We start from the raw sequence: 20,652 nt of genomic DNA, 5'->3' as shown, positions 1-20,652 counted from the left end.
GCGGGATCTTTCAAGTGGGATTAGCCGTTGGTGATCATCTGCAGCACTTTGCCGCCGTAGACCAGGAAGAAGCCGATGAGGCCGAGGACGAGGATGATGCCGCAGACGTAGATGGATGCTCGGGACATGGTGGTGAATGGGTTGGAAAGGAATAACGCGGCGATTACGCCGATGGGTTGGGGAGTATTGAACCAAAGCCCGCGGCTCGCAAGCGGGAAAGTGAGGTGAGCGAGGGTGTCCTCGCCGTCAGAGTTGCTCCCTATCCCTATCCCTATCCCTATCGCTATCGCTATCGCTATCGCTATCGCTATCGCTATCGCCATCGCCATCGCCATCGCCATCGCCATCGTGCGCGGACTCATGGTTGTGGGCGCTTGTGTTTGGCGAACTTGGTGCCTGCGTTTGGTGCATCGGCGATAGACGAGCGGCCATCGGTAGCGGGCAGCCCTTCGGCGGAGTCGTAGGCTCGGCCTGGTTTTTGGGGCGGTTTTACCCAGGGTGTGGTCGCCTGAGGCTCCCGTCACCCTGGGCTGGTTTGCGTTTCCCTTTCAGCAACTCTGTTTCTAATTTTGTTTTATCGGCTCGAAATTGGGGTCGGAAAGAAGGCGGTTTACGAGTCTGACAAGCTTTCGGATCACGGCGGTGATGGCGACATGATGAGGTTTTCCTTTGGCGATCAGACGGCCATAAAATTCCTTCAAAATCGGGTTGTGGTTCGTGGCGCATAGAGCAGGCATGTAGAGGCTGCGCCGGAGTAAATGCCTTCCTCCGCGGACGTGCCTCTTGCCGCTATGAGTGCCGGTGTCTTTGTTGAATGGCGCAACTCCAACTAAAGCCGAAGCCTGGTTGTCGGTGATTGCGCCCAGTTCTGGCATTTCAGACAAGAAGACCGTGGATGCAGCCAGACCAAGTCCTTTGATCGACTCGATTTTGCGCTTCTTCTCACGCAGCACGGCGTCTTTCGCAATGAGTGTGTCGAGTTGCTTTTGGCAACGAGCAATCGCTCGCTCAAGGCTTTGGATTTGGGTCTTGAGCTCCTTCTTCACAAAGCTGTCGGTGACCTTTTGAAGGGCCGTTTTCTGAGCTGCAGCTTGGCGGGTGAAACGATCCTTAATCCTGGCGATCGCTGACATCTTCTCCTGCAGAGCTGTAGGTTTTACGCGGGATGCCGGGGTGATCGACTCTCCGAAGCGAGACAAGACCGTGGCATCCATCGCGTCAGTTTTCGCTGAGATTCCCATGGCCTCGGCAAATGCTCGTGCTCGCTTTGGATTAACCAGGCTGATGGGAATGTTTAGCTCCAATGCTTGAGCGAGGAGGCACTTTTCATAGCCACCGGTAGGCTCACAGATGATGTGGATTTCGTCCTGTTGTTTGGATAGCTTGAGGAGCTCCGATTTTACCTTTGATGGAGTGTTGGGAACGGTCCAGGAGCGCTTTGTTTTGGGGTGATAAAAGTCGAGTTTATCTTTGCTGACATCGACGCCGATATAGTGTTTGTTCTGAGTGTTCATCTGTATTTCAACCTTGGATCTACGAGCTCTCGGGCTCTTGCAACTCTACGAACTGCAGATGGATTTGAGGGAAACAGGCCTCCTTGCTGAAAGACGAGTTCAAGGACTCGAGGAGGAACGGAGTGACTGTTTCAGCGATCGAGGTGGGGGTGGCCACCCCCACCTTGATCAACCTCCGGTTTCGTATGAAACCGATGGAGCTAGGAATAGCTCAAATTGACCAACCAAGGGAAGGAGAGAATTGGCCCGTCTCGGAGATATGGAGAGATCTCGTTGCCGCGTTCTTTATCCTTATCGTTATCCAAATCCTAATCGGAGCGCAGCGATCCAGCCCTGGCGCGGTGAGTGGGGCATCTTCAATCGGTATCCTGATCGAGGCGGTGAGGGTTTGGATCAGGAAGAGGATAAAGATAAGGAGTTTGGTGGGGAGTGGGCGGCGCTTTATGGGATGGGCGTGGGGTGGCTATCACAAAGCCGTCGCTTGAGGTTGCGAGGAATTTGTGGAAGAGTGCGCCCCCGTGACGTGGTTGGGCGTTGAGCAATCGTCGGTTGCAGAATCGTAAATCCCGCGTATCGGTCTTTTCCTTACAAACCTTATCAGTTTATGCAGCTTCCTGATTTTTCTCCATTCTCTCCTGAGCAACGGCAGGCGCTGAACCTGGCATTGGCATCGGCCGATGCAGGTCAGATCCAGTGGTTGAGCGGGTTCCTGGCAGGCGCTTCGGCTGGCGCGGTGCCAGCTGCCGGTGCGGTGGCCGCGCCCGCAGCAGCTCCTGCAGCCGCGCTTCCTGTGACCATTTTCTTCGGTACTGAGTCGGGTAACTCCGAGGCGTTGGCCGAGGACGATGCGGCATTGCTCAAGAAGAAGGGCTTCAAGGTCAAGGTGAAGAGCCTTGGCGACACGACCCTCGACGAACTCAAAGAGGCGCAGAACGCGCTGTTGGTGGTTTCGACCTGGGGCGACGGTGAACCACCAGACGCCGTGGTGCCATTCCACGAGAAGCTGATGGGTGCGGACGCACCGAAGCTTGATGGCTTGAACTTCTCGGTGTGCGCATTGGGCGACACCAGCTACGAGCAGTTCTGTGAGTGCGGTAAGCAGTTCGACAAGCGATTGGAAGAACTTGGCGCGAAGCGCATTGCCGACCGTGTGGACTGCGATGTGGATTTTGACGAGACGCACGAAGAGTGGATCGGCGCGGTGCTTGGAGCACTTGAAGCGATTGCTCCTGCAGCAGCTCCAGCTGTGGCGGCGGTTCCAGCTGCAGGCGCAGTGGCTCCTGCAGCAGCCTACGGCAAGAAGAACCCATTCCCGGCGCCGGTGCTCAACCGCGTGTTGTTGAACGGCGAAGGCTCGTCCAAAGAGACGTGGCACCTTGAGCTTGGTCTTGAAGGATCGGGCATGTCTTACGACGCGGGTGACGCACTTGCACTGATCCCACAGAACGCACCAGACGTGGTGGAGTCCGTGCTTGAGGCGGGTGGGTTTGATCCATCGGCGAAGGTTTCCGTCAAGGGGGCAGGCGAGCGTCCGTTGATCGACGCAATGACCGAGAACCTCGACATCACCGGGATTTCTCCAACGATTCTGAAGAAGTACAACGAGCTGGCGCAGTCGGACAAACTGAGCGCGCTGCTTGATCCTTCGAACAAAGCAGAGCTCAAGGATTACCTTTGGGGCCGTCAGATTGTCGACGTGCTGACCGACTTCCCTGTGAAGGACCTCTCGGCCGCTGACTTCACCGGCATTCTGCGCAAGATGCCACCGCGTTTGTACTCGATCTCGTCGAGCATTCACGCTCACCCGAACGAGGTGCACCTGACGATTGCCTCGGTGCGTTACAACGCCCACGGTCGCGACCGCAAAGGGGTGGCATCCACCTACATCGCGGACGGCCTCACCCCAGGCGACAGCACCGTCGGCGTCTACACCCACGCCAACAAGAACTTCAAACTGCCTAAGCGCGGTGACACGCCGATCATCATGGTCGGACCTGGTACCGGTGTGGCTCCATTCCGCTCGTTCATCGAAGAGCGTGCGGCTCTCGGCGAGAAGGGTAAGAACTGGCTCTTCTTCGGCGACCAGCACTACACCTACGACTTCCTCTACCAGCTTGAGTGGCAGCAGCACCTCAAGGACGGCACGCTCGACAAGCTCGATGTGGCATTCTCGCGTGACCAGAAGGAGAAGATCTACGTCCAGCACCGCTTGCTTGAGAACTCGAAGGAGATCTTCAAGTGGCTCGAAGAGGGCGCCCACTTCTACGTCTGTGGTGATGCATCGCGCATGGCCAACGATGTGAACGAGGCACTGATCGCGATTGCGATGAAGGAAGCCCGACTCAAGCGCGACGCGGCTGAGTACTACGTGGAGGACTTGAAGAAGTCGAAGCGTTACCAGCGCGACGTGTACTAATTTGATACGCAGTTGTTTTGATGCGCGCATCCGGTGGGATTCCGGGTGCGCGCATTTTTTATGGTTGGTGGGGATGGGCTGTGCTATACCCATCCGCCGGCTCCCTGACTCTGATTAGTGAGCCATCACAACAAAACGAAAACTGCCATGAAACGATTCCTTTCCCCCGTCGTAGCAACGGTTGTTGGTGTGTGTGCCGTAGTGGGTACCTTCTCTATTCACGCCCAATCGCAAGCCCAGCCTTCCTCCGACAAGGGCAGGGTGGATTCTTCAGGGAAGTTCACTCCCCGCGGTGGTCACGAGGGCCCGGGTGGCGGACCGACGATCACCCGCGAGCAGATGGCCGAGGAGATCAAGAGTGGGCTGGAAATCAAAAAGGTGAGCAAGCATGTGTATCGTCTTGGCAAGGTGACCTTCGACAAGAAGGCGCGCACAGTGACGGTGCCGATGACGGTGAACATGGACCGGGGGATTGTGGAGTACCTGCTGGTTGCTGAGAGCGGCAAGGTGCACGAATCGGTCTTTACGACGAAGGCACGTCCGCGCGATGTGCATTTGGCGTGCATTTTGCTCGGGATGAAGGGATTTGAAGGCACCAAGTGGCCGGTGGACGAGACTGCGATCCCGAGTGAGTTCGGAGTTCGCGCCAAAGTTACCTGGGCCACCAACGGGCCCGACAGGGAAATGCCGCTGTCGGATTGCGTGGTGAAAGCGGACACCTCGCTTGGGCCGCAGTCGGCGGGTAAACCGCTGGCGGATGGTGCCTGGTTTTACACCGGATCGAACTTCTACGGCGGTGGGTTTGCCGCAGAGAAAGAAGGGTCGATCGTTGCGGTGATCGGTGACAGCGCTGCGTTGATCAACGGTATCCGCCGCGGCCGCGATCAGGACGAAATGCACGCGGCAAACCAGGAGGCGCTGCCGAAAAAAGGCCGCAACGTCCAGCTCGTGCTGGAGCTGCCGAAGAAGTAGCAAAGTAGGAAGTAGCGGGTAGGGAGGGCTCTTGCTACTACCTGCTTGCTACCCGCTACTTGAGTTACCCCCTTGGCCCGTGGTTGTCGCGGTCGATGCGGGTGACGCGGCCGGGGCTGAGTGGAAAGACGGGAGCGGCGAGCTTCTTGTCTTTGATCTGCGTGTAGTAGGCTTTGACGCGTTTGCGGTAGTCGCGCCAGGTGGCACCGGGTTTGCCGTTGTCTAACAAGAAATGTGGGCAGTTCTTGTGGGGCTGCTTGTAGTATGCCCGCGGCCAGTGGTGGTGCGGCACGACGTTGCGCAATGGGATGTCGTAGGCGTGCATCAGCGCAGCAGCAAGGCGGGCTGAGCGGTCGACGGTTTTGGCGCGATCATGGCCGGCGTGTTCGCACATCTCGATGCCGATGGAGTAGCGGTTGCCCGGGCCTTCGAAGTCGGCGTGCTCGCCGCGCTCGCTGGTTGGAAGGTGTTGGACGGTGTGGTAGTCGTCGACGGTGAAGTGCCAGGTCATGTAACCGAGGCTGTTGTGTCCTTTGAGGGCACCTCGTTTGAGAGCGAGGGCGTGGCGATGGGCGTCGGCTCCGTGGGCGTAGTTCTGGGTGGAGTGCAGCGTGATATAGCGCGGCTGCATCGGGCGGAATTTCCAGCGTCCGGCGGTGCCGCGGCGGATGAAGTCCTGCTCCAGGTTGAGGCTGTAGAAAAGTTCCTCGGGAGATTCGAATTGGGTGGGGGGCTCGAGATAGGTGAGCTTGCTCGATTGGCAGCTGGTCGATGCTAGGACGACTAGCGCTCCGAGTGTGGCGGTGAGAAGGAGGCGGATCGCGGGGGGCATGGGGTGGATTGTGCGCGGATCTAACTATAGCTGCAAGAAATAGTATAGAAGCGCTGCGTGGGACGCGGGAATGCGTGTTCCGGCGCGGGACGAGCGGCCATCGGTTGTGCGTTGCGCTTCGGTGGAGTCGTAGGCTAGGCCTGGTTGGGGTTGGGTGATCTTACCCAGGGTGTGGTCGCCTGAGGCTCCCGTCACCCTGGGCTGGTTTGCGTTTCCCTTTCAGGGAAGGGGAAAATCGACCCGTCTTGGAGATACGGAGAGATGCCGTTGTTACGGTCTTTATCCTTATCGTCATCCAAATCCTAATCGGAGCGCAGCGACCCAGTCTAGGGGAGGCGAGCGGTCCGTTTCCGATTAATATAGTTATCGGTATCCCAATCGCAGTCGGATTCGAGATTGTGGGTGATCGTGTTGGGCGAGCCCGGTACCAGTTATTGGTGCATCGGCGATAGGCGAGCGGCCATCGGGTGTGCGTTGCGCTTTGGCGGAGTCATAGGCTCGGCCAGCATGCGGCTGGGCGATTTGTCCCAGGGTGTGGTCGCCTGAGGCTCCCTTCACCCTGGGCTGATTTGCGCTTCCCTTTCAGGGAATGTCTGAGGCGGATTGAGCTGGGGGATCGATAGCCGAGTCTGAGTTGTCGGAGTTGTCGGAGTTGTCGGAGTTGTCTTCGGGGGCGTCTTCGGGGGCGTCTTCGGGAGCGTCTTCGGGAGCGTCTTCGGGAGCGTCTTCGGGAGCGTCTTCGGGAGCGTCTTCGGGAGCGTCTTCGGGAGCGTCTTCGGGAGCGTCTTCGGGAGCGTCTTCGGGAGCGTCTTCGGGAGCGTCTTCGGGAGCGGAGTCGTCCTCGGTTTCCTCGGCGGCCAGAATTTCTTCTATGGTCACGACCCTGGGAACCACGACTTTCACGGGGGCGTCGCCTGGTTGCTCTGCAGGTTCCGGTGTGGGTTCCGGTGTGGGTTCCGGTGTGGGTTCCGGTGTGGGTTCCGGTGTGGGTTCCGGTGTGGGTTCCGGTGTGGGTTCCGGTGTGGGTTTGGCGGCGGGGTGGATGGTGAAGTTGGCGATGAGTGGTTTTGGGGGCACGCTTGGGGTGGTTGGGTCGAGGAAGCTGCCGTTGAGGGTGCCGGTGAGGGCGCCGGTGCCTTGGGTGTAGCGCTTTACAGTGAGCTCGATTTGATAGTTTGGTAGCACGGATCCGTTTTCAGCGGTCCATGTGCCATTGGCCTCGGGATACCAGGTGATGCCTTGATGGGTGAGTGTGGCGCCAGGCAGGGCGCGCAGCGATTGGTCGATGGCTAACACGCCGACAAACTCGATGTGAAGCTGGAGGGAGGCATCGGCGCTTTGGTGGTCGATGGAGAGCCGGCGGGCGGGGCCCTTCCAGGCGTCGGCACCGAAGAGAAAGGCTTCGATGCTGAGAGCGTCGTCGGATTCGGGTTCCTCGGCGTGTTTGAGGCCTTCCCACGAGGTGACACTGAGGAGGGTTTCGTGGGTGTTGAGCGGAATGGAGATGGGCTCGCCGGCCAAGGTTCCTTCAATTGTCCCTAGCGAGGCCTTGGGTTGGGGGGGCACAGTTGGCGGCGGAGGTGGCGAGTATTGAGGCGGTGCCGTTGGTTGGTCGCAGCCGGTGGTTAAGACGAGCAGGGTGAGCGCACACGTCCATGGAATGGCCGAGTAGAGAAGAAATGAGCGCAGCGGCGAGCAGGTCATGATTGCCGAGCATCGGAAATTCGGCGGGGGGATGCAATCGCCGAGTTCGGAGAGCGGGGTAGGCGCGGACTGGTCACGAGAAAAAAGGTGGCGAATTGGCGCAGGAATTCCAATTCCACGCGGCCATAACGAATGGTCGTTCGTACTCAATACACCTGAACCTATTACCTCTTTGTAAACTATGAGTAATCCTCCTGTTACTGGAACGCCAACCGCAGAACCAAAGCTCCTGCAGTGGGTCGAAGAAATGGTCGCCTTGTGCAAGCCGTCGGCCGTGCACTGGGTGGATGGATCTGAAGATGAGAACCAGCAGTTGTGCGATCTGTTAGTGGAGAAAGGGACGTTCACACGCCTCAACCCTGAGATAAGGCCGAATAGTTATCTGGCTCGATCAAAGCCGTCGGATGTGGCGCGTGTGGAGGACCGGACGTTTATCTGCTCGCGCCGCAAAGGGAATGCGGGGCCGACGAACAACTGGATGCACCCGCGGGAGATGAAGGTGATCATGAACGAGAAGTTCGATGGATCGATGGCGGGGCGCACCATGTATGTGATCCCATTCTGTATGGGTCCTCCGGACTCGCCATTGGCCAAGATTGGCATCGAGTTGACGGACTCTGCCTATGTGGTGGTGAACATGCGCATCATGTGCCACACCGGGAGGCATGTGCTCGAGCGTTATGAGAGCGAGATGCGAGGCGATGCACCGAAAGGGCGGCAGGGCTATGGCTACTTTGTGCCGTGTGTTCACTCGGTGGGTGTACCTCTTGCCGCGGGTGTGGAGGACAACGATCCGTGGCCATGCAACGACGAGAAGTACATCGTGCACTTTCCCGAGACGCGCGAAATTTGGTCGTACGGGTCTGGTTATGGAGGGAATGCGTTGTTGGGCAAGAAGTGCCTGGCGCTGCGTATCGCGTCGTGCATTGGGCGTGATAACAACTGGATGGCCGAGCACATGTTGGTGTTGGGATTGGAGTCTCCGGATGGTGAGAAGACGTACATTGCCGGTGCGTTTCCGAGTGCCTGCGGCAAGACGAATCTGGCGATGATCGTGCCGCCGAAGGAATACGAGGGGTGGAAGACATCGATCATTGGCGATGACATTGCCTGGCTTTGGCCGCACAAGGATGGGCGGTTGCATGCGATCAACCCGGAGACCGGGTATTTTGGTGTCGCTCCGGGGACGTCTTACGAGACCAACCCAATTGCGATGGAATCGATGAAGGAGAACTCCATCTTCACCAACGTGGGGCTTACCGATGACGGCGATGTGTGGTGGGAGGGGCTGACCAAAGAACCGCCGGCGCACTTGATCGACTGGAAGGGTGAGGACTGGGAGCCTGGCTGCGGCAGGTTGGCGGCGCATCCTAACGCGCGCTTTACCGCGCCTGCGAAGCAATGCCCAACGATTGATCCTGAATGGCAGAATCCGGAGGGAGTTCCGGTTAGTGCGTTTATTTTCGGTGGGCGGCGTCCGAGCACGATGCCTTTGGTTTACCAGGCGTTCAACTGGAGCCACGGCGTGTATGTCGGGGCGACCATGGGGTCGGAGGTGACGGCGGCTGCGGCTGGGCTCAAGGCGGGCGTGCGTCGCGATCCGATGGCGATGTTGCCATTCTGCGGCTATAACATGGGCGACTACCTGCACCATTGGTACGACATGCGGCGGCACCTGACCGAGTTTCCGCGCTTCTTCCATGTGAACTGGTTCCGCCGCGATGATGAGGGCAACTATCTGTGGCCTGGCTTCGGGCAGAATATGCGGGTGCTGGAATGGATCGTGAACCGTTGCCGCGGCAAGGTGGCTGGTCATGAGACGCCGATCGGGTGGCGCCCCAAGTACTCGGACTTCAACTTCGACGGGCTGGAGAACTTCAGCCACTACGACTTCGAGAAGGCGATGAACTTTTCCTACGATGAATGGAAGGAAGAGATCATCTCTCAAGGGGAGTTGTACATGAAGCTCTACGATCCGATGCCGAAAGAGATGATCTACCAGAAGGAGTTGCTGACCGGGCGGTTGTCCTAATCGGTGACGGGGGATTTCCTGCGTCCCGTGCTTCGGTGCGGGGCGCTTGTTTTCTCGGTGTGTGGGGCTGGCCGGAGCGGGGCTGGGGTATCTTGACACAAATCGGCATTGCCGGGGACGGGAGGTGGCTTCACAGTGGGCCGACGACAATCACGCGAGTATGGGACTTTACGACAGGGATTACACACGCATTGGGCGTCGGCCGGGTATCGGGCAGCGCAGTATGGTGAAGACGTTGATCTTGATCAACGTGGTCGTGTTTTTGATCGACTCCGTGTTGTTTGGTTCAGCGCGTGCGGCGGCGCTGGCACCGACTTCCTGGGGTGCGTTTTCAGTGGAGCAGGGAGTGTACGGCTTGCAGGTCTGGCGTGTGGTTACCTATCAATTTTTGCACGGAGGTTTCTTCCATCTGTTGTTCAACATGATCGGGATCTACTTCCTGGGGCGCGTGCTGGAGGCGCATTTTGGGGAGCGTAAGTTTCTCGCGTTCTATCTGCTGAGTGGAATCGGCGGAGCGTTGTTGCTGACTTTGCTGGTGTTGTTGGTTCCCGATTTGTTGAAGGTGTCGCCGATGACGCCGGTGGTTGGGGCATCGGGTGCGTTGTATGGGCTGGTGGCCGGGCTGATGACGGTGATGCCGAATGTTCGGGTGCGGCCGCTTTTTCTGCCCTTTGAGTTTTCGATCAAACAACTGGGAGGCTTTTTCCTGGTGCTGTCCGTGTTGGCCTTGCTTGCGGGCGGTCGAAACCCAGGAGGTGAGGCTGCGCATTTGGGCGGCGCGCTGATCGGATGGCTGCTGGCGCGCAACCCGCGGTCCCTCGACTGGGCGAACCGTGGGGTGAGCATGATCAAACCCAAGCGTGGTGGGCGCCGACGCAGCAAGTTCAAAGTGATGAGCGGAGGCAAGGCGACTGCGGCCAAGCCGTCGACAAGCGGCCCGCCGACCCGCGACGAAGTGGATGCGGTGCTGGACAAAATCGCGAAGTCGGGCATTGGTTCGCTCAGCACCAAAGAACGCGACGTGCTCGAGCGCGCGCGCAAAGATCTCTAGAATTTCCCCAAGCTATGTCTGCTCCCACGCCTCATCCTGATTACGTTTCCGGCGATCACAAGTTTGCCGACGCCCAATTGCTGACCGACGAGTCCGGGGTGAGTGGGATTGATCGTTTGCGGGCGATCATGCACCGCCTGCGCGCACCGGGTGGCTGTCCGTGGGATGCCGAGCAGACGCATGCGTCGCTGGTGTCGAACCTACTCGAGGAAGCGTACGAGGTGGTGGACACCATTCAGCGGGACGATATTGTCCACTTGCGTGAGGAGTTGGGGGATTTGCTGTTGCAGGTGGTGTTTCATTCCGAGCTGGCGGAGGAGGCGGGGACGTTTGATTTCGACCAGGTGGCGCATGAAATTTCCGACAAGCTGGTGCGGCGCCATCCACATGTGTTCGCTCGGGCCGAGGCCAATGACAGCGAGGCCGTACTCAACCAGTGGGATGCGATCAAGCGTGAGGAAAAGGGGCACCAGAAGAAGCCGTATCTGCACGGAGTGGGCGATGGGTTGCCGGCTTTGATGCGAGCCGCAAAACTGCAGAAGAAAGCGGCCAAAGTTGGGTTTGATTGGCGCGATGCTGCCGAGGTGATCGACAAGATCGACGAGGAGCTCGATGAAGTGCGCGAGCATTACGGAGACGACGGATCTGTGGCAGATCGAGCCGGGCTCGAATCTGAGATCGGAGATTTGTTGTTTTCGGTGGTGAATCTGGCGCGCAAAGAGGGACTGGATCCGGAGGTGCTGATGGCGGCTGCGAATGAAAAGTTCGCACGCCGTTTCGATCTGATGGAAGGCGTTCTGAGCGAACAGGAAGAGACGCTTGAAGAAGCGTCGCTTGAGACGATGGAAGCGGCATGGCAGTTTGCGAAAGAGCGGGCGTGAGGAGCGGGTTGACCCGCGGTTTTTAAGGATTCCGCTGATAGGGGATGCGTGGGGAAGAAGTATTACGGGGCCGTTTTCCCTGTGCCTATGCTTCGATCCCTGCTGCGCCCCATCTTGTTGTTTTCGCTGATTGCCAACCTTTGCTTTGGAGCGGGGTGGGAGCCTGAAGTGGTGCCGTTGCCCGCCTATGCGCAGCGGGAGGACGGGCAGTTCTTGGTGTCGGCGAAGACGGTGATTGTGGCGCCCGGGGAGTTAGGCGGCGAGGCGCGTTATCTGCAGCGGAAGTTGCAGCCTGCCACGGGGCTGCGGGTTCCGGTGGTGATTTCGAGTGAGGCTGGGGGCTCTGTACCGGCCATCCGGTTAGTTGAGGACCGGCGGGTGGTTGCGAATCACCCTGAGGGGTATGTTCTGGAGATTGAGTCTGAGGGAGTGGTCATTCGGGGAGGAACGGCGGCTGGTGTGTTTTATGGAATTCAGACGATGCTGCAGTTGTTGCCAGCTGCAATTGTGGACGAGGCACCAGCGGCTGATGTGGATGAGTGGGTGCTGCCTTGTGGCGTGATCAAGGATATGCCTCGGTTTGGCTGGCGGGCGTTTATGTTGGATGAGGCTCGCCATTTCAAAGGGGAAGCCGAGGTGAAAAAGCTGCTCGATCAGATGGCGGCGCTGAAGCTCAATGTGTTTCATTGGCACCTGACCGACGACCAGGGGTGGAGGATTGAGATCAAGAAGTACCCGCGCCTCGCCGAGGTCGGTGGGCGCCGGGCGGACACACAAGTGGGTGGTTGGGGAAGCGAGCGCCGGGCGGGTGAACCGCATGCGGGCTATTACACGCAGGAGCAGATCAAGCGCATCGTGGCGTATGCCGCTGAACGTCACATCAAGGTCGTGCCGGAGATCGGAATGCCGGGTCACGCTGCGGCGGCGATTGCCGCGTATCCGGAGTTGGGGACACTAAAGAACGAGGTCCCCGTGATGGATAACTTTGACGAGGCCGTGGATATTTACGATCCGTCCTCGGCGCGGGTGTATGAAATGTTAGGCGATATCCTCGACGAGGTGGCGGCGCTCTTTCCCGGGGTGATCATTCACATCGGCGGCGATGAAGTGCACTTCACGCATTGGAAGAAGAGCGACTCGATCCGCGATCTGATGCAGAGGGAAAAGTTGAAGTCGATGGCAGACGTGCAGCTCTACTTTACCAAGCGCGTGGCGAAGATGGTCGAGGCGCGGGGCAAGGTTGCGATGGGATGGAATGAGATTTACGGCAAGAACCTGCACGGAGGCGCGCGCGGCGGAGATGACGCTACTGCAGGCAAGGTGGACTTGAAGACGATCATCCACTTTTGGGCGGGCAACCCAGGCTTGGCCAAGGCGGTGCTAGCTGATGGTTACCGGATCGTGAACTCGTGGAGTCAATTCACGTATCTCAACCAGGCGTATGCTCGGACGCCGCTGAAGAAAATGTATGGTTTTGAGCCTGTGCCTTCCGGGCTTTCCAAAGACGAGGAAAAGCGGGTGCTCGGGATGGGGTGCCAGATGTGGGGAGAGTGGGTGCCCTCGGTGAGGGAGCTGGAATACTATATTTTCCCGCGGATCGCGGCGCATGCCGAGGTTGCGTGGTCGGCCAAGGAGCGGAGAGATTATGCTGGGTTTGTGAAGCGGCTGAAGCCGTTGGTTGCGAAGTGGCAGCGCCAGGGGATCCGGGTGGGGGCGGATCAAATCGATCCTCCGGAGGTAGGCGATTTTGCGGATGCTCCGGTGATTGGGGCGTGGTCCACTGACAACGTGCGCAGCGACTGGGGGGAGATCGAGTGGAACGTGGAGTATGCCGGCGACACTGAAGAGGAGCTGCATTTCGCATTGGTGTACATGGACGGAAAACACGCGCTCGAAATCGAACGCGCCGACCTGCTGGTGGACGGAAAAATTGTCGCATCAGATCTGCACCGGGGATCGGCAGGGGGGAACCCTCAGCAAGTGGTGTACTCGTTCATGGCTCCGGCGATCGAAGGTGGGCAGTGTGCGCTGCGGGTGAAGGTTCGCGGCATGGGTGGGACGGATTCGCGGGGTCAGGTGAAGATGCTGGTGCGCGCGGAATGAGGGTGGTTCCCTGTTGCCGACCGCTGGCCGCTGTGTTGAGCTGTTGGGATGCGTGTTGGCCTGGTATTTCCGCATCAATTGTTCGACGACCATCCGGCGCTCGAGGGCGTGGATCGGTGCGTGTTGGTGGATGAGCCGCTGCTGTATTGGGGGGAGGGCGAGTGGCGGATGACGCCGCATGCCAAGCGGGTGTTGTTGTTAAAGGCGGCGGGTTTGGCGTACGCACAACGGGTTGAGAAGCGCGGGATGGAGGTGGAATGCGTGGCGGGCTTGGATGAGGTGGATCAGAAGGTCAACCGCGTACGGCTGTGCCGCGTGGTGGATGATGAGTTGGAACGCAAGCTCACGAGTTGGGCGGATGAGCGTGGGGTGGATCTCGAGTGGCTGGATACGCCGGGCTTCGTGACACCTCGTGAGTGGAGTGATGCGTTCTTCGGCGATGGCAAGAAGCCGTTCATGAAGACGTTCTACGAGGCACAGCGCAAGCGGATGAAGGTGCTGGTGGATGGGGACGGTCAGCCAGCAGGTGGGCAGTGGAGCTTTGACGCTGATAATCGGAAAAAGCTTCCGAAGAAGGTGGCTGTGCCGGATGCTCCCCGGGCGAAGTATGGCAGATCCGAGCAGTCATTCCTCGACGAGGCGCTGGCGTGGGTGGAGGAACAAGGGGACGTGGTGGGAGGTGCTGATGGGTTCAGGTATCCCATCACGCATGATGCGGCGGCGGAGTGGCTCGAGCGGTTTCTCGACCAACGCTTTGCCGGGTTTGGGACGTACGAGGACGCGCTGAGCACACGCGGGGATTTTCTCTTTCACAGCGTGCTCACTCCGATGCTCAACATAGGACTGCTCACGCCGGGGCTGGTGGTTGAGCGGACGTTGGAGTTTGCGGAGAAGAAGGAGGTGCCGATCAACGATCTGGAAGGGTTTGTGCGCCAGATCATCGGGTGGCGTGAGTTTGTGGCGATTGTGTATCTGCGACATGGGCGCGGGATGCGCAGTGCGAACTTTTGGCAGTTCGAGGAGCCGATGCCACAGTCGATTCTGAATTGGAAGACGGGGATCGATCCGGTGGATTATGTGTTGGAGAAGGTCGAGCGCGAAGGTTACGCCCACCACATCGAGCGGTTGATGATTTTGGGGAACTTCATGTTGTTGCTGCGGATCCATCCGCACGAGGTCTACCGCTGGTTTATGGACATGTTCGTGGATGCCTATGACTGGGTGATGGTGCCGAATGTGTACGGGATGAGTCAGTTCAGTGATGGCGGGTCGATGGTGACCAAGCCGTATATCTCGGGCTCGAACTACGTGCTCAAGATGTCGGACTTCAAAAAGGGCGAATGGTGCGCGGTGTGGGATGCTCTGTACTGGAGCTTTGTGGCGGATCATCGTGTGTTCTTCGAGAGCCAGTACCGGATGCGGATGATGGTGAGCCATCTCGACCGGATGGGCGCGGAGAAGGTGGAGCAGCACCGGAAGTTGGCCGCGGAGTTCCGGCAGGCGATGCGCGATGGCAAGGTGTGGGGCGCGTTGTTGTGACCGCTGCGGGGTGGTGATGGTTTGAAGAAACGGGCCCGTTTTGGGAGGGCCTCTGCCGCGCGATTTGTGGATTTGGTGCTGGAGCGGAATGTGTCGATATGGTTAGATTTCCGACCGTGAACAGCGAACTGCTTCAGGATCCGGTTTTCGCGATGGCCGCCGCTCAGTTTGACCGTGTGGCCGATGCGTTGGAGTTGGACCAATCGATCCGCGATCGTTGCAAATGGCCGAAGCGTATCGTGACCGTGACCTGCCCGGTGCAACTCGACGACGGCCGGGTGGAAACATTTTTCGGTCACAGAGTGCAGCATCATTTGTCCCGCGGGCCGACGAAAGGTGGGCTGCGCTACCACCCGAAGGTTTCGATTGGCGAAGTCGCGGCGTTGGCGATGTGGATGAACTGGAAGTGCGCACTGGCCGGGCTGCCCTACGGAGGCGGCAAAGGGGGCATCACCTGCGACCCTACGACGATGAGTTACGGCGAGCAGGAGCGGCTGACGCGCCGGTTCACCATGGAGATGATCCCATTCATCGGAGTCGAGACCGATGTGATGGCCCCTGATATGGGGACAAACGAACAAACCATGGCGTGGATCCTGGATACGTATTCGACCCATGCCGGCTATTTGGTGCCGGGTATCGTGACCGGAAAGCCCGTGGGGTTGCAGGGGACTGAAGGCCGGACCGAAGCCACAGGGCGTGGGGTTGGTTTCCTTGTCTACCGGGTGCTGGACAGGTTGGGCATCAGTTCGTCCCATGCGTCGGCGGTGATTCAAGGATTTGGTAATGTCGGGCGCCACGCGGCGCTGACTTTGGCGGCCTACGGAGTGAAGGTCATGGGCATCAGCGATGTGAAGGGTGCGGTGTGGAATGAGAGCGGTATAGATGTGAAGGCGCTGTGCCGGCATGTGGATCTCACGGGCTCGGTGGTCGGATATGCGGAGGCCGAGGCGATGGATCCTGAAGAGATGTTGCTGCAGGAGTGCGACGCGTTGATCCCTGCAGCGGTGGAACGTGTGATCAACGGCGAAAATGCGGGCAAGCTGCAGTGTCGCGTTCTGGCGGAGGCTGCGAATGGTCCGACCACACCGGATGCTGATTTGATCCTGGAGGAGCGGGGAGACGTCTTCGTGATCCCTGACATTCTTTGCAATGCCGGCGGGGTGATTGTGTCGTACTTCGAGTGGGTGCAAAACCTGCAGCGCTTCAACTGGAGCCGCAGTGAAGTGTTGACCAAGCTTGAGACAAAGCTGCAGCAGTCGCTTGAGCGGGTGATTTACACCGCGGAGAAGCGGGGCATGCCTTTCCGGATGGCTGCGACGGCGCTCGGGGTGGAAGAAACCGCAGGGGCCAAGGGAATGCGGGGGTTGTTCCCGTAGGCGCTTACAGGAAAACCGCTCGTTCCTCGTTCGGGTTCAGCTCCATCCATTCGCCAGGTGCGAGTGGGGCGAGCGAGAGTTCGCCGATTTTCGTGCGGACGAGGCGCAGGGTCGGGTGGCCGATTGCGGCGGTCATGCGGCGGACCTGGCGGTTCTTTCCCTCGGTGAGCGTGAGTTTGAGCCAGGAAAATGATCGGCCCGGAGTGATGACGACGGCGGGATCTCGCGGAGCCAGTGGCGGGTCGCTGGCCAAGAGCGTAGCCTGGCACGGCTTGGTGGAATGGCCGCGAATGAGGAGGCCTCCGCGGCGCAGTTGCTCAATTGCCGTCGTGTCTGGGGTGCCGTCTACTTGCACGGTGTAGGTGCGGTGGTGACTGCGTGTGGGGTGTAGCAGTTCACGCTCGAAGGTCGGGTCGTCGCTGAGCAGGAGTAGGCCTTCCGAGTCCATGTCGAGTCGGCCGACGGGGTGCACCTCCTTAGGGAGTCCGAAGCCCTGCAGGGTTGGCTGGTCGGGGCGGTCCGGGTTCTGGTTGAACTGACTGAGGACACCGTAGGGCTTGTGGAAGGCAATGAGCATGGGCAGAGTGACGCCGATTCGAGCTCATCATGCCATTGCCAGAACAAGTTGCCAGTTCCAATGTCGCGCGTCATTACGACGAGCTGGATCCGGTGTATCGGGCGGTTTGGGGCGATGCGTTGCATCACGGATTGTGGACGACGGGGCGTGAATCGCTGGGTGAGGCGGTGGATGCATTGGAATGCGAGCTTGTGGCGGCGCTGGGGCAGGCCGGCGTGAATGGTGGTCGCGTGGTGGATGTCGGGTGCGGCAATGGTGTGCTGAGCGGGCGGCTTCAGCACGAGTTGGGTGTGGAGGTGGTGGGGGTGACGGTCTCTCCGGTGCAGGCGGCGCGGGCGGCAGAGGATCCAAGTCTGCGAATCGTGTGTGGCGACTGGATGCAGGCCGCTGATGGGCTGGGACTGTTCGACGCGCTGGTGGAAGTCGAGGCGTTGGGGCATTTGGCGTCGGTTTCCGCGTTTTTTGATCAAGCTGCGCTGTCGGTGGCTCCCGGAGGTGTGGTGGTGATGTCGGACTATTTGGCGACAGACCGGGGATGGTGTGATGGATCACGAACGCTAATGCGTTTGTGTGAGCATGGTCGGCTGACGGGCTTGGCAACGCGGAATGAGGTGGTGGCTGCGGCGGTGGCTGCCGGGTTTGAATTGGAGGACGATCGGGATTGGTCGGAGCATGTGGCACCGACGTGGAGTGTGCTGCAGCGGCGGATGTGGACGCGAGCGTGGCGATCGGCCGGTGTGTGGCGGGCGCTGGCGCGAGTGCGCCGGTGGTCGGACCTGAGAGTGGGTGCGCTGGCTGGGATGCTGCGTGGGTATGAGCGAGGGTGGCTGGAGTACCGGATGATGGTGTTTCGTCGCTGATTGCGCGGCCATCGGGTGCGCTTCGGCGGCGGCCCACGCTCTGCCGCGCGTGCTTTTCTGGGTGGTGACCCAGAGTGTGGCCGCCTGAAGCTCCCGTCACCCCGGGCTGGCTTGCGATTCCCATTCAGGGGAAGGAATGCGGCCCTCTTTGAAATGACGGGGTCGTGTTGCTGCTATGGTATTTATCCGTATCGCTATCCCAATCGCAGTCGGATTCGTGATTGCGTGAGATTTGATGCCAGACATCAAGTGCGTAATCGCTGTTTTGGAGTGGTGTGGGTGTTGTGTAACTAGCTTGTAATCAGCAGGTTGTTTGTTCTCTTGGGTTTCGGGATTGCCTTGTCGGGGTGGCGCGGGATTTGGCGCGGGGCACAAAAATGCCCGCGCCGGACGGAGCCGGAGCGGGCGGAGATTGGTGTAGATGCTTGGAGGATTAGCGCATCAGTGTGCTGGCTGGAGGGAACTCACCCTCGGTCAGCTTGGCTTCGATTTTATCGAGGATGGAGCCCATGCCGCTGGCTTTGGCCTGCTCGTTGGCATCGACTTGCTCTTTCAGTTTGGTGATGGATGCCTTGGCAGCGTCCTGGTCGCCGGAGAGCCAGAGGAAACGGGCGCGGGCGATGGTAGGAGCGAAGTTGCGGGCGATATTGCCTTCTTCGATCAGGTAGCTTTCGGTGAAGGTTTCGAGGGCCTTGGTGGCGAATGCCTTGGCATCGTCTGTCGATGGAGCCATGAAAGCGGAACGGATGAACATCATGTCGCGCTCCTGGCCTTCCGAGGCTTCGACCATTTTCTGAATTTCAGCCCAGTCGCCCGAGTTGATGGCGGCGATGCCGAGGATGGTGCGCTGCTTGCTTGGGTTGTCGGCGAGCTCCGAGTTGGCGAAGGCCTTGAGCTCATCCCACTTTTCCTGCTGCATGAGTGTCTGGATTTTTTTGTCTTCAGCTTCTGCTGCGGCCTTTTCTTCGGCGCGCTTGGCGGCGAACTGCTCGGCATCGAAGTCATCTGAGAGAGCCATCTTCACCAAGTCATCGGTGATCTCTGATGGGTGTGCGGTGGCGACGAGTTTGCCGTCGCGGACGAGGAGGGCGAATGGGATGCCCTTGGCGCCGGCTGGCTTGAGCCATTGGTCTGCGAATGCCGAACTGCGGCCACCCGAGTAGGCGACGCGGTAGCTCATGCCTTCCCCTTTGTCTGCGACGAACTTTTGGACTTTCTCGAGTCCGTCTTCCCAGACGTTCATTCCGATCACCACGAGTCCGTCATCACTGAACTTTTGCGAGAGGTCGTTGACGTGTGGGATGGCTGCGATGCATGGTCCGCACCAGGTAGCCCAGCATTCGACAAGGTAGAGTTTGCCCTCTTCATCGAGAGTTTTCACAGGCTCTCCCTGAACCCAGGTGACGCCTTCAAGTTCGAGCGAAGGGACTTCCGCCCCTGGCTTGAGGGATGCTTCCTGAGCCGACGCTGTGAAGCTGAGTGAGGCGGCCATCGCCATCAGGAGCGATGATTTCTTGATCAGTGATGATACTTTCATGGTCAGTGTGAGCGATTGGTGAACCGCTGTTTGTCTTTGAGAAAATGGATTGTGTGGATTGGGTTGTTCCAGCGGGGCTTGGGGGTTGAATTTCCGGTAGGGAGCTTCCACTGTGCCAACAATGACCGAATTTGTATCAACGCGAGCTGCATACGCCAGAAATTTCGAATCGAGGAACGAGTTAGGAGCGTCGGTGGCGGTTTGGAAAGATGGCGAGTTGGTATTGAGTTTGGCGGAGGGCTGGATGTCGCGGAAGAAAGTGAAGGGGTGGTCTGCGGAGACGTTGGTGCCATTCTATTCGGTGACGAAGGGGTTGGCGTCGAGTTGTGTGTTGCATGCACTCGATGCGGTGGACCGTGGTCTTGATGTGGAATTGCATACCCTGTGGCCCGGCTTCCCCGAGCCGCATTTGACGGTCGGTGAGTTGTTATCCCACCAGGGTGGATTGGCAGCGCTCGACCGTCGGGTTTCGGTTTGGGATTATGATGAGGTGGTGGATGCTCTGGAGGAGCAACTAACCGCCTGGGACCCTCCACAGCACGGGTACCATCCACGGACGTATGGGTTCTTGCTCGATGAGGTGGTGCGCCGTTTGACCGGGGCGAAGACATTGGGCGAATACTGGCGCAAGGAGATTGCGGAGCCTAACGGTCTCGATCTCTGGATTGGGTTGCCGGAGTCTGAGTTTGATAGAGTGGCGACTTTGTATCCGGGAAAGATGACGACGAGCACGTCCGAAACGGTTTTCTACGAGGCTTTCAACAAAGACGGATCGCTGACCAAGAGTGCGTTTTCGAGTCCGCGTGGGCTGCAGTCGGTGGCGGAGATGAATGTTCCGATGGCGTGGCAGGCCGGGTTGCCGGCGATGGGTGGGATTGGAACCGCAGCCGCATTGGCGACTTATTACGGCATGATCGCATGTGGTGCGTTGTTTAGTCAGCGCGTTCGCGATTGGATGGAGACTCCGTTGGTGAATGGAGATGACCAGGTGTTGTTGATGCCGACATCGTTCTCAGCTGGAATGATGAAAGATCCGGTGGATGCGGCGGGACATAAATTACGGACCAATTTTGGCCCATCCACGCGGGCGTTCGGGCATCCTGGAGCGGGTGGCAGCCATGCGTTTGGTGATCCGGAGAATGGGGTTGGCTTTGGTTATGTGATGAACCAGATGGAGCTCGGTGTGCTTCCGAATGTGAAGGCGACCGATTTGGTTTCCGGCGTGTACGCTGATTTGTTGGGATAACCCTAAAGG

Annotated in this window: 15 protein-coding genes; 10 read left to right on the top strand and 5 right to left on the bottom strand. The window is 59.0% G+C overall.

Features of this window, described 5'->3' with window-relative positions; all coding sequences use genetic code 11:
- Positions 1–563: 563 nt before the first annotated feature.
- Positions 564–1,514 carry an IS110 family RNA-guided transposase gene (locus tag G3M56_RS00855; protein ID WP_164365767.1) on the bottom strand — a complete coding sequence of 317 codons (951 nt, stop codon included), beginning with the start codon at positions 1,512–1,514 and terminating at the stop codon, positions 564–566.
- Between the two features lie 604 nt (positions 1,515–2,118).
- Between G3M56_RS00855 and G3M56_RS00850 the strand changes: the two genes are divergently transcribed.
- A complete protein-coding gene (locus G3M56_RS00850; protein ID WP_164364930.1) occupies positions 2,119–3,930 on the top strand; it encodes an assimilatory sulfite reductase (NADPH) flavoprotein subunit in 1,812 nt (603 codons plus the stop codon).
- 147 nt (positions 3,931–4,077) lie between these two features.
- Positions 4,078–4,902 (top strand): YdjY domain-containing protein, encoded by an 825-nt coding sequence (locus G3M56_RS00845; protein ID WP_164364931.1) that lies wholly within the window; start codon positions 4,078–4,080, stop codon positions 4,900–4,902.
- 64 nt (positions 4,903–4,966) lie between these two features.
- On the opposite strand, the gene G3M56_RS00840 is transcribed toward G3M56_RS00845, so the two are convergent.
- Both G3M56_RS00840 and G3M56_RS00835 read right to left on the bottom strand, forming a co-directional pair.
- Positions 4,967–5,734: a peptidoglycan recognition protein family protein gene (locus G3M56_RS00840; RefSeq protein WP_164364932.1), complete on the bottom strand. Its 768-nt coding sequence runs from the start codon at positions 5,732–5,734 to the stop codon at positions 4,967–4,969.
- A 582-nt stretch (positions 5,735–6,316) separates the two neighbouring features.
- Positions 6,317–7,300 carry a hypothetical protein gene (locus G3M56_RS00835; protein WP_235203510.1) on the bottom strand — a complete coding sequence of 328 codons (984 nt, stop codon included), beginning with the start codon at positions 7,298–7,300 and terminating at the stop codon, positions 6,317–6,319.
- Between the two features lie 319 nt (positions 7,301–7,619).
- Here G3M56_RS00835 and G3M56_RS00830 point away from each other — a divergent pair, with 319 nt between their 5' ends.
- The 6 genes from G3M56_RS00830 to G3M56_RS00805 all read left to right on the top strand — a co-directional run bounded on the left by G3M56_RS00830 (position 7,620) and on the right by G3M56_RS00805 (position 16,423).
- Entirely contained in the window at positions 7,620–9,470 is a 1,851-nt protein-coding gene (locus G3M56_RS00830) for a phosphoenolpyruvate carboxykinase (GTP) (RefSeq protein ID WP_164364934.1), read from the top strand.
- 160 nt (positions 9,471–9,630) lie between these two features.
- Positions 9,631–10,521 carry a rhomboid family intramembrane serine protease gene (locus tag G3M56_RS00825; RefSeq protein WP_164364935.1) on the top strand — a complete coding sequence of 297 codons (891 nt, stop codon included), beginning with the start codon at positions 9,631–9,633 and terminating at the stop codon, positions 10,519–10,521.
- 14 nt (positions 10,522–10,535) lie between these two features.
- Positions 10,536–11,402, top strand: coding sequence for a nucleoside triphosphate pyrophosphohydrolase (gene mazG / locus G3M56_RS00820; RefSeq protein WP_164364936.1), 867 nt, complete (start codon positions 10,536–10,538; stop codon positions 11,400–11,402).
- 87 nt (positions 11,403–11,489) lie between these two features.
- A complete protein-coding gene (locus G3M56_RS00815; RefSeq protein ID WP_164364937.1) occupies positions 11,490–13,505 on the top strand; it encodes a beta-N-acetylhexosaminidase in 2,016 nt (671 codons plus the stop codon).
- Positions 13,506–13,553: 48 nt separating this feature from the next.
- Entirely contained in the window at positions 13,554–15,044 is a 1,491-nt protein-coding gene (locus G3M56_RS00810) for a cryptochrome/photolyase family protein (RefSeq protein WP_164364938.1), read from the top strand.
- Between the two features lie 98 nt (positions 15,045–15,142).
- Positions 15,143–16,423 carry a Glu/Leu/Phe/Val family dehydrogenase gene (locus G3M56_RS00805; protein WP_235203509.1) on the top strand — a complete coding sequence of 427 codons (1,281 nt, stop codon included), beginning with the start codon at positions 15,143–15,145 and terminating at the stop codon, positions 16,421–16,423.
- Between the two features lie 4 nt (positions 16,424–16,427).
- Here G3M56_RS00805 and G3M56_RS00800 read toward each other — a convergent pair whose 3' ends face one another.
- On the bottom strand, positions 16,428–17,000 hold the full coding sequence (locus G3M56_RS00800) for a pseudouridine synthase (RefSeq protein ID WP_164364939.1): 573 nt from the start codon (positions 16,998–17,000) through the stop codon (positions 16,428–16,430).
- A 29-nt stretch (positions 17,001–17,029) separates the two neighbouring features.
- Between G3M56_RS00800 and G3M56_RS00795 the strand changes: the two genes are divergently transcribed.
- Complete coding sequence (locus tag G3M56_RS00795) at positions 17,030–17,860, top strand: SAM-dependent methyltransferase (protein ID WP_164364940.1); 831 nt, start codon at positions 17,030–17,032, stop codon at positions 17,858–17,860.
- A gap of 433 nt (positions 17,861–18,293) precedes the next feature.
- On the opposite strand, the gene G3M56_RS00790 is transcribed toward G3M56_RS00795, so the two are convergent.
- Positions 18,294–19,397 carry a TlpA disulfide reductase family protein gene (locus G3M56_RS00790; protein WP_164364941.1) on the bottom strand — a complete coding sequence of 368 codons (1,104 nt, stop codon included), beginning with the start codon at positions 19,395–19,397 and terminating at the stop codon, positions 18,294–18,296.
- A 121-nt stretch (positions 19,398–19,518) separates the two neighbouring features.
- On the opposite strand from G3M56_RS00790, the gene G3M56_RS00785 reads away from it, so the two are divergent.
- Positions 19,519–20,643: a serine hydrolase domain-containing protein gene (locus G3M56_RS00785; RefSeq protein WP_164364942.1), complete on the top strand. Its 1,125-nt coding sequence runs from the start codon at positions 19,519–19,521 to the stop codon at positions 20,641–20,643.
- Positions 20,644–20,652: the final 9 nt, after the last annotated feature.

Source organism: Sulfuriroseicoccus oceanibius (genome assembly GCF_010681825.2).
GTDB classification, from domain to species: domain Bacteria; phylum Verrucomicrobiota; class Verrucomicrobiia; order Verrucomicrobiales; family SLCJ01; genus Sulfuriroseicoccus; species Sulfuriroseicoccus oceanibius.
This window is presented reverse-complemented; position numbering and strand designations above follow the sequence as displayed.

Bases quoted from the DNA above. Each gene is read 5' to 3' on its own strand.
- G3M56_RS00855 (WP_164365767.1), bottom strand. From the start codon at position 1,514: ATGAACACTCAGAACAAACACTATATCGGCGTCGATGTCAGCAAAGAT.
- G3M56_RS00850 (WP_164364930.1), top strand. From the start codon at position 2,119: ATGCAGCTTCCTGATTTTTCTCCATTCTCTCCTGAGCAACGGCAGGCG.
- G3M56_RS00845 (WP_164364931.1), top strand. From the start codon at position 4,078: ATGAAACGATTCCTTTCCCCCGTCGTAGCAACGGTTGTTGGTGTGTGT.
- G3M56_RS00840 (WP_164364932.1), bottom strand. From the start codon at position 5,734: ATGCCCCCCGCGATCCGCCTCCTTCTCACCGCCACACTCGGAGCGCTA.
- G3M56_RS00830 (WP_164364934.1), top strand. From the start codon at position 7,620: ATGAGTAATCCTCCTGTTACTGGAACGCCAACCGCAGAACCAAAGCTC.
- G3M56_RS00825 (WP_164364935.1), top strand. From the start codon at position 9,631: ATGGGACTTTACGACAGGGATTACACACGCATTGGGCGTCGGCCGGGT.
- mazG (WP_164364936.1), top strand. From the start codon at position 10,536: ATGTCTGCTCCCACGCCTCATCCTGATTACGTTTCCGGCGATCACAAG.
- G3M56_RS00815 (WP_164364937.1), top strand. From the start codon at position 11,490: ATGCTTCGATCCCTGCTGCGCCCCATCTTGTTGTTTTCGCTGATTGCC.
- G3M56_RS00810 (WP_164364938.1), top strand. From the start codon at position 13,554: ATGCGTGTTGGCCTGGTATTTCCGCATCAATTGTTCGACGACCATCCG.
- G3M56_RS00805 (WP_235203509.1), top strand. From the start codon at position 15,143: ATGGTTAGATTTCCGACCGTGAACAGCGAACTGCTTCAGGATCCGGTT.
- G3M56_RS00800 (WP_164364939.1), bottom strand. From the start codon at position 17,000: ATGCTCATTGCCTTCCACAAGCCCTACGGTGTCCTCAGTCAGTTCAAC.
- G3M56_RS00795 (WP_164364940.1), top strand. From the start codon at position 17,030: ATGCCATTGCCAGAACAAGTTGCCAGTTCCAATGTCGCGCGTCATTAC.
- G3M56_RS00790 (WP_164364941.1), bottom strand. From the start codon at position 19,397: ATGAAAGTATCATCACTGATCAAGAAATCATCGCTCCTGATGGCGATG.
- G3M56_RS00785 (WP_164364942.1), top strand. From the start codon at position 19,519: ATGACCGAATTTGTATCAACGCGAGCTGCATACGCCAGAAATTTCGAA.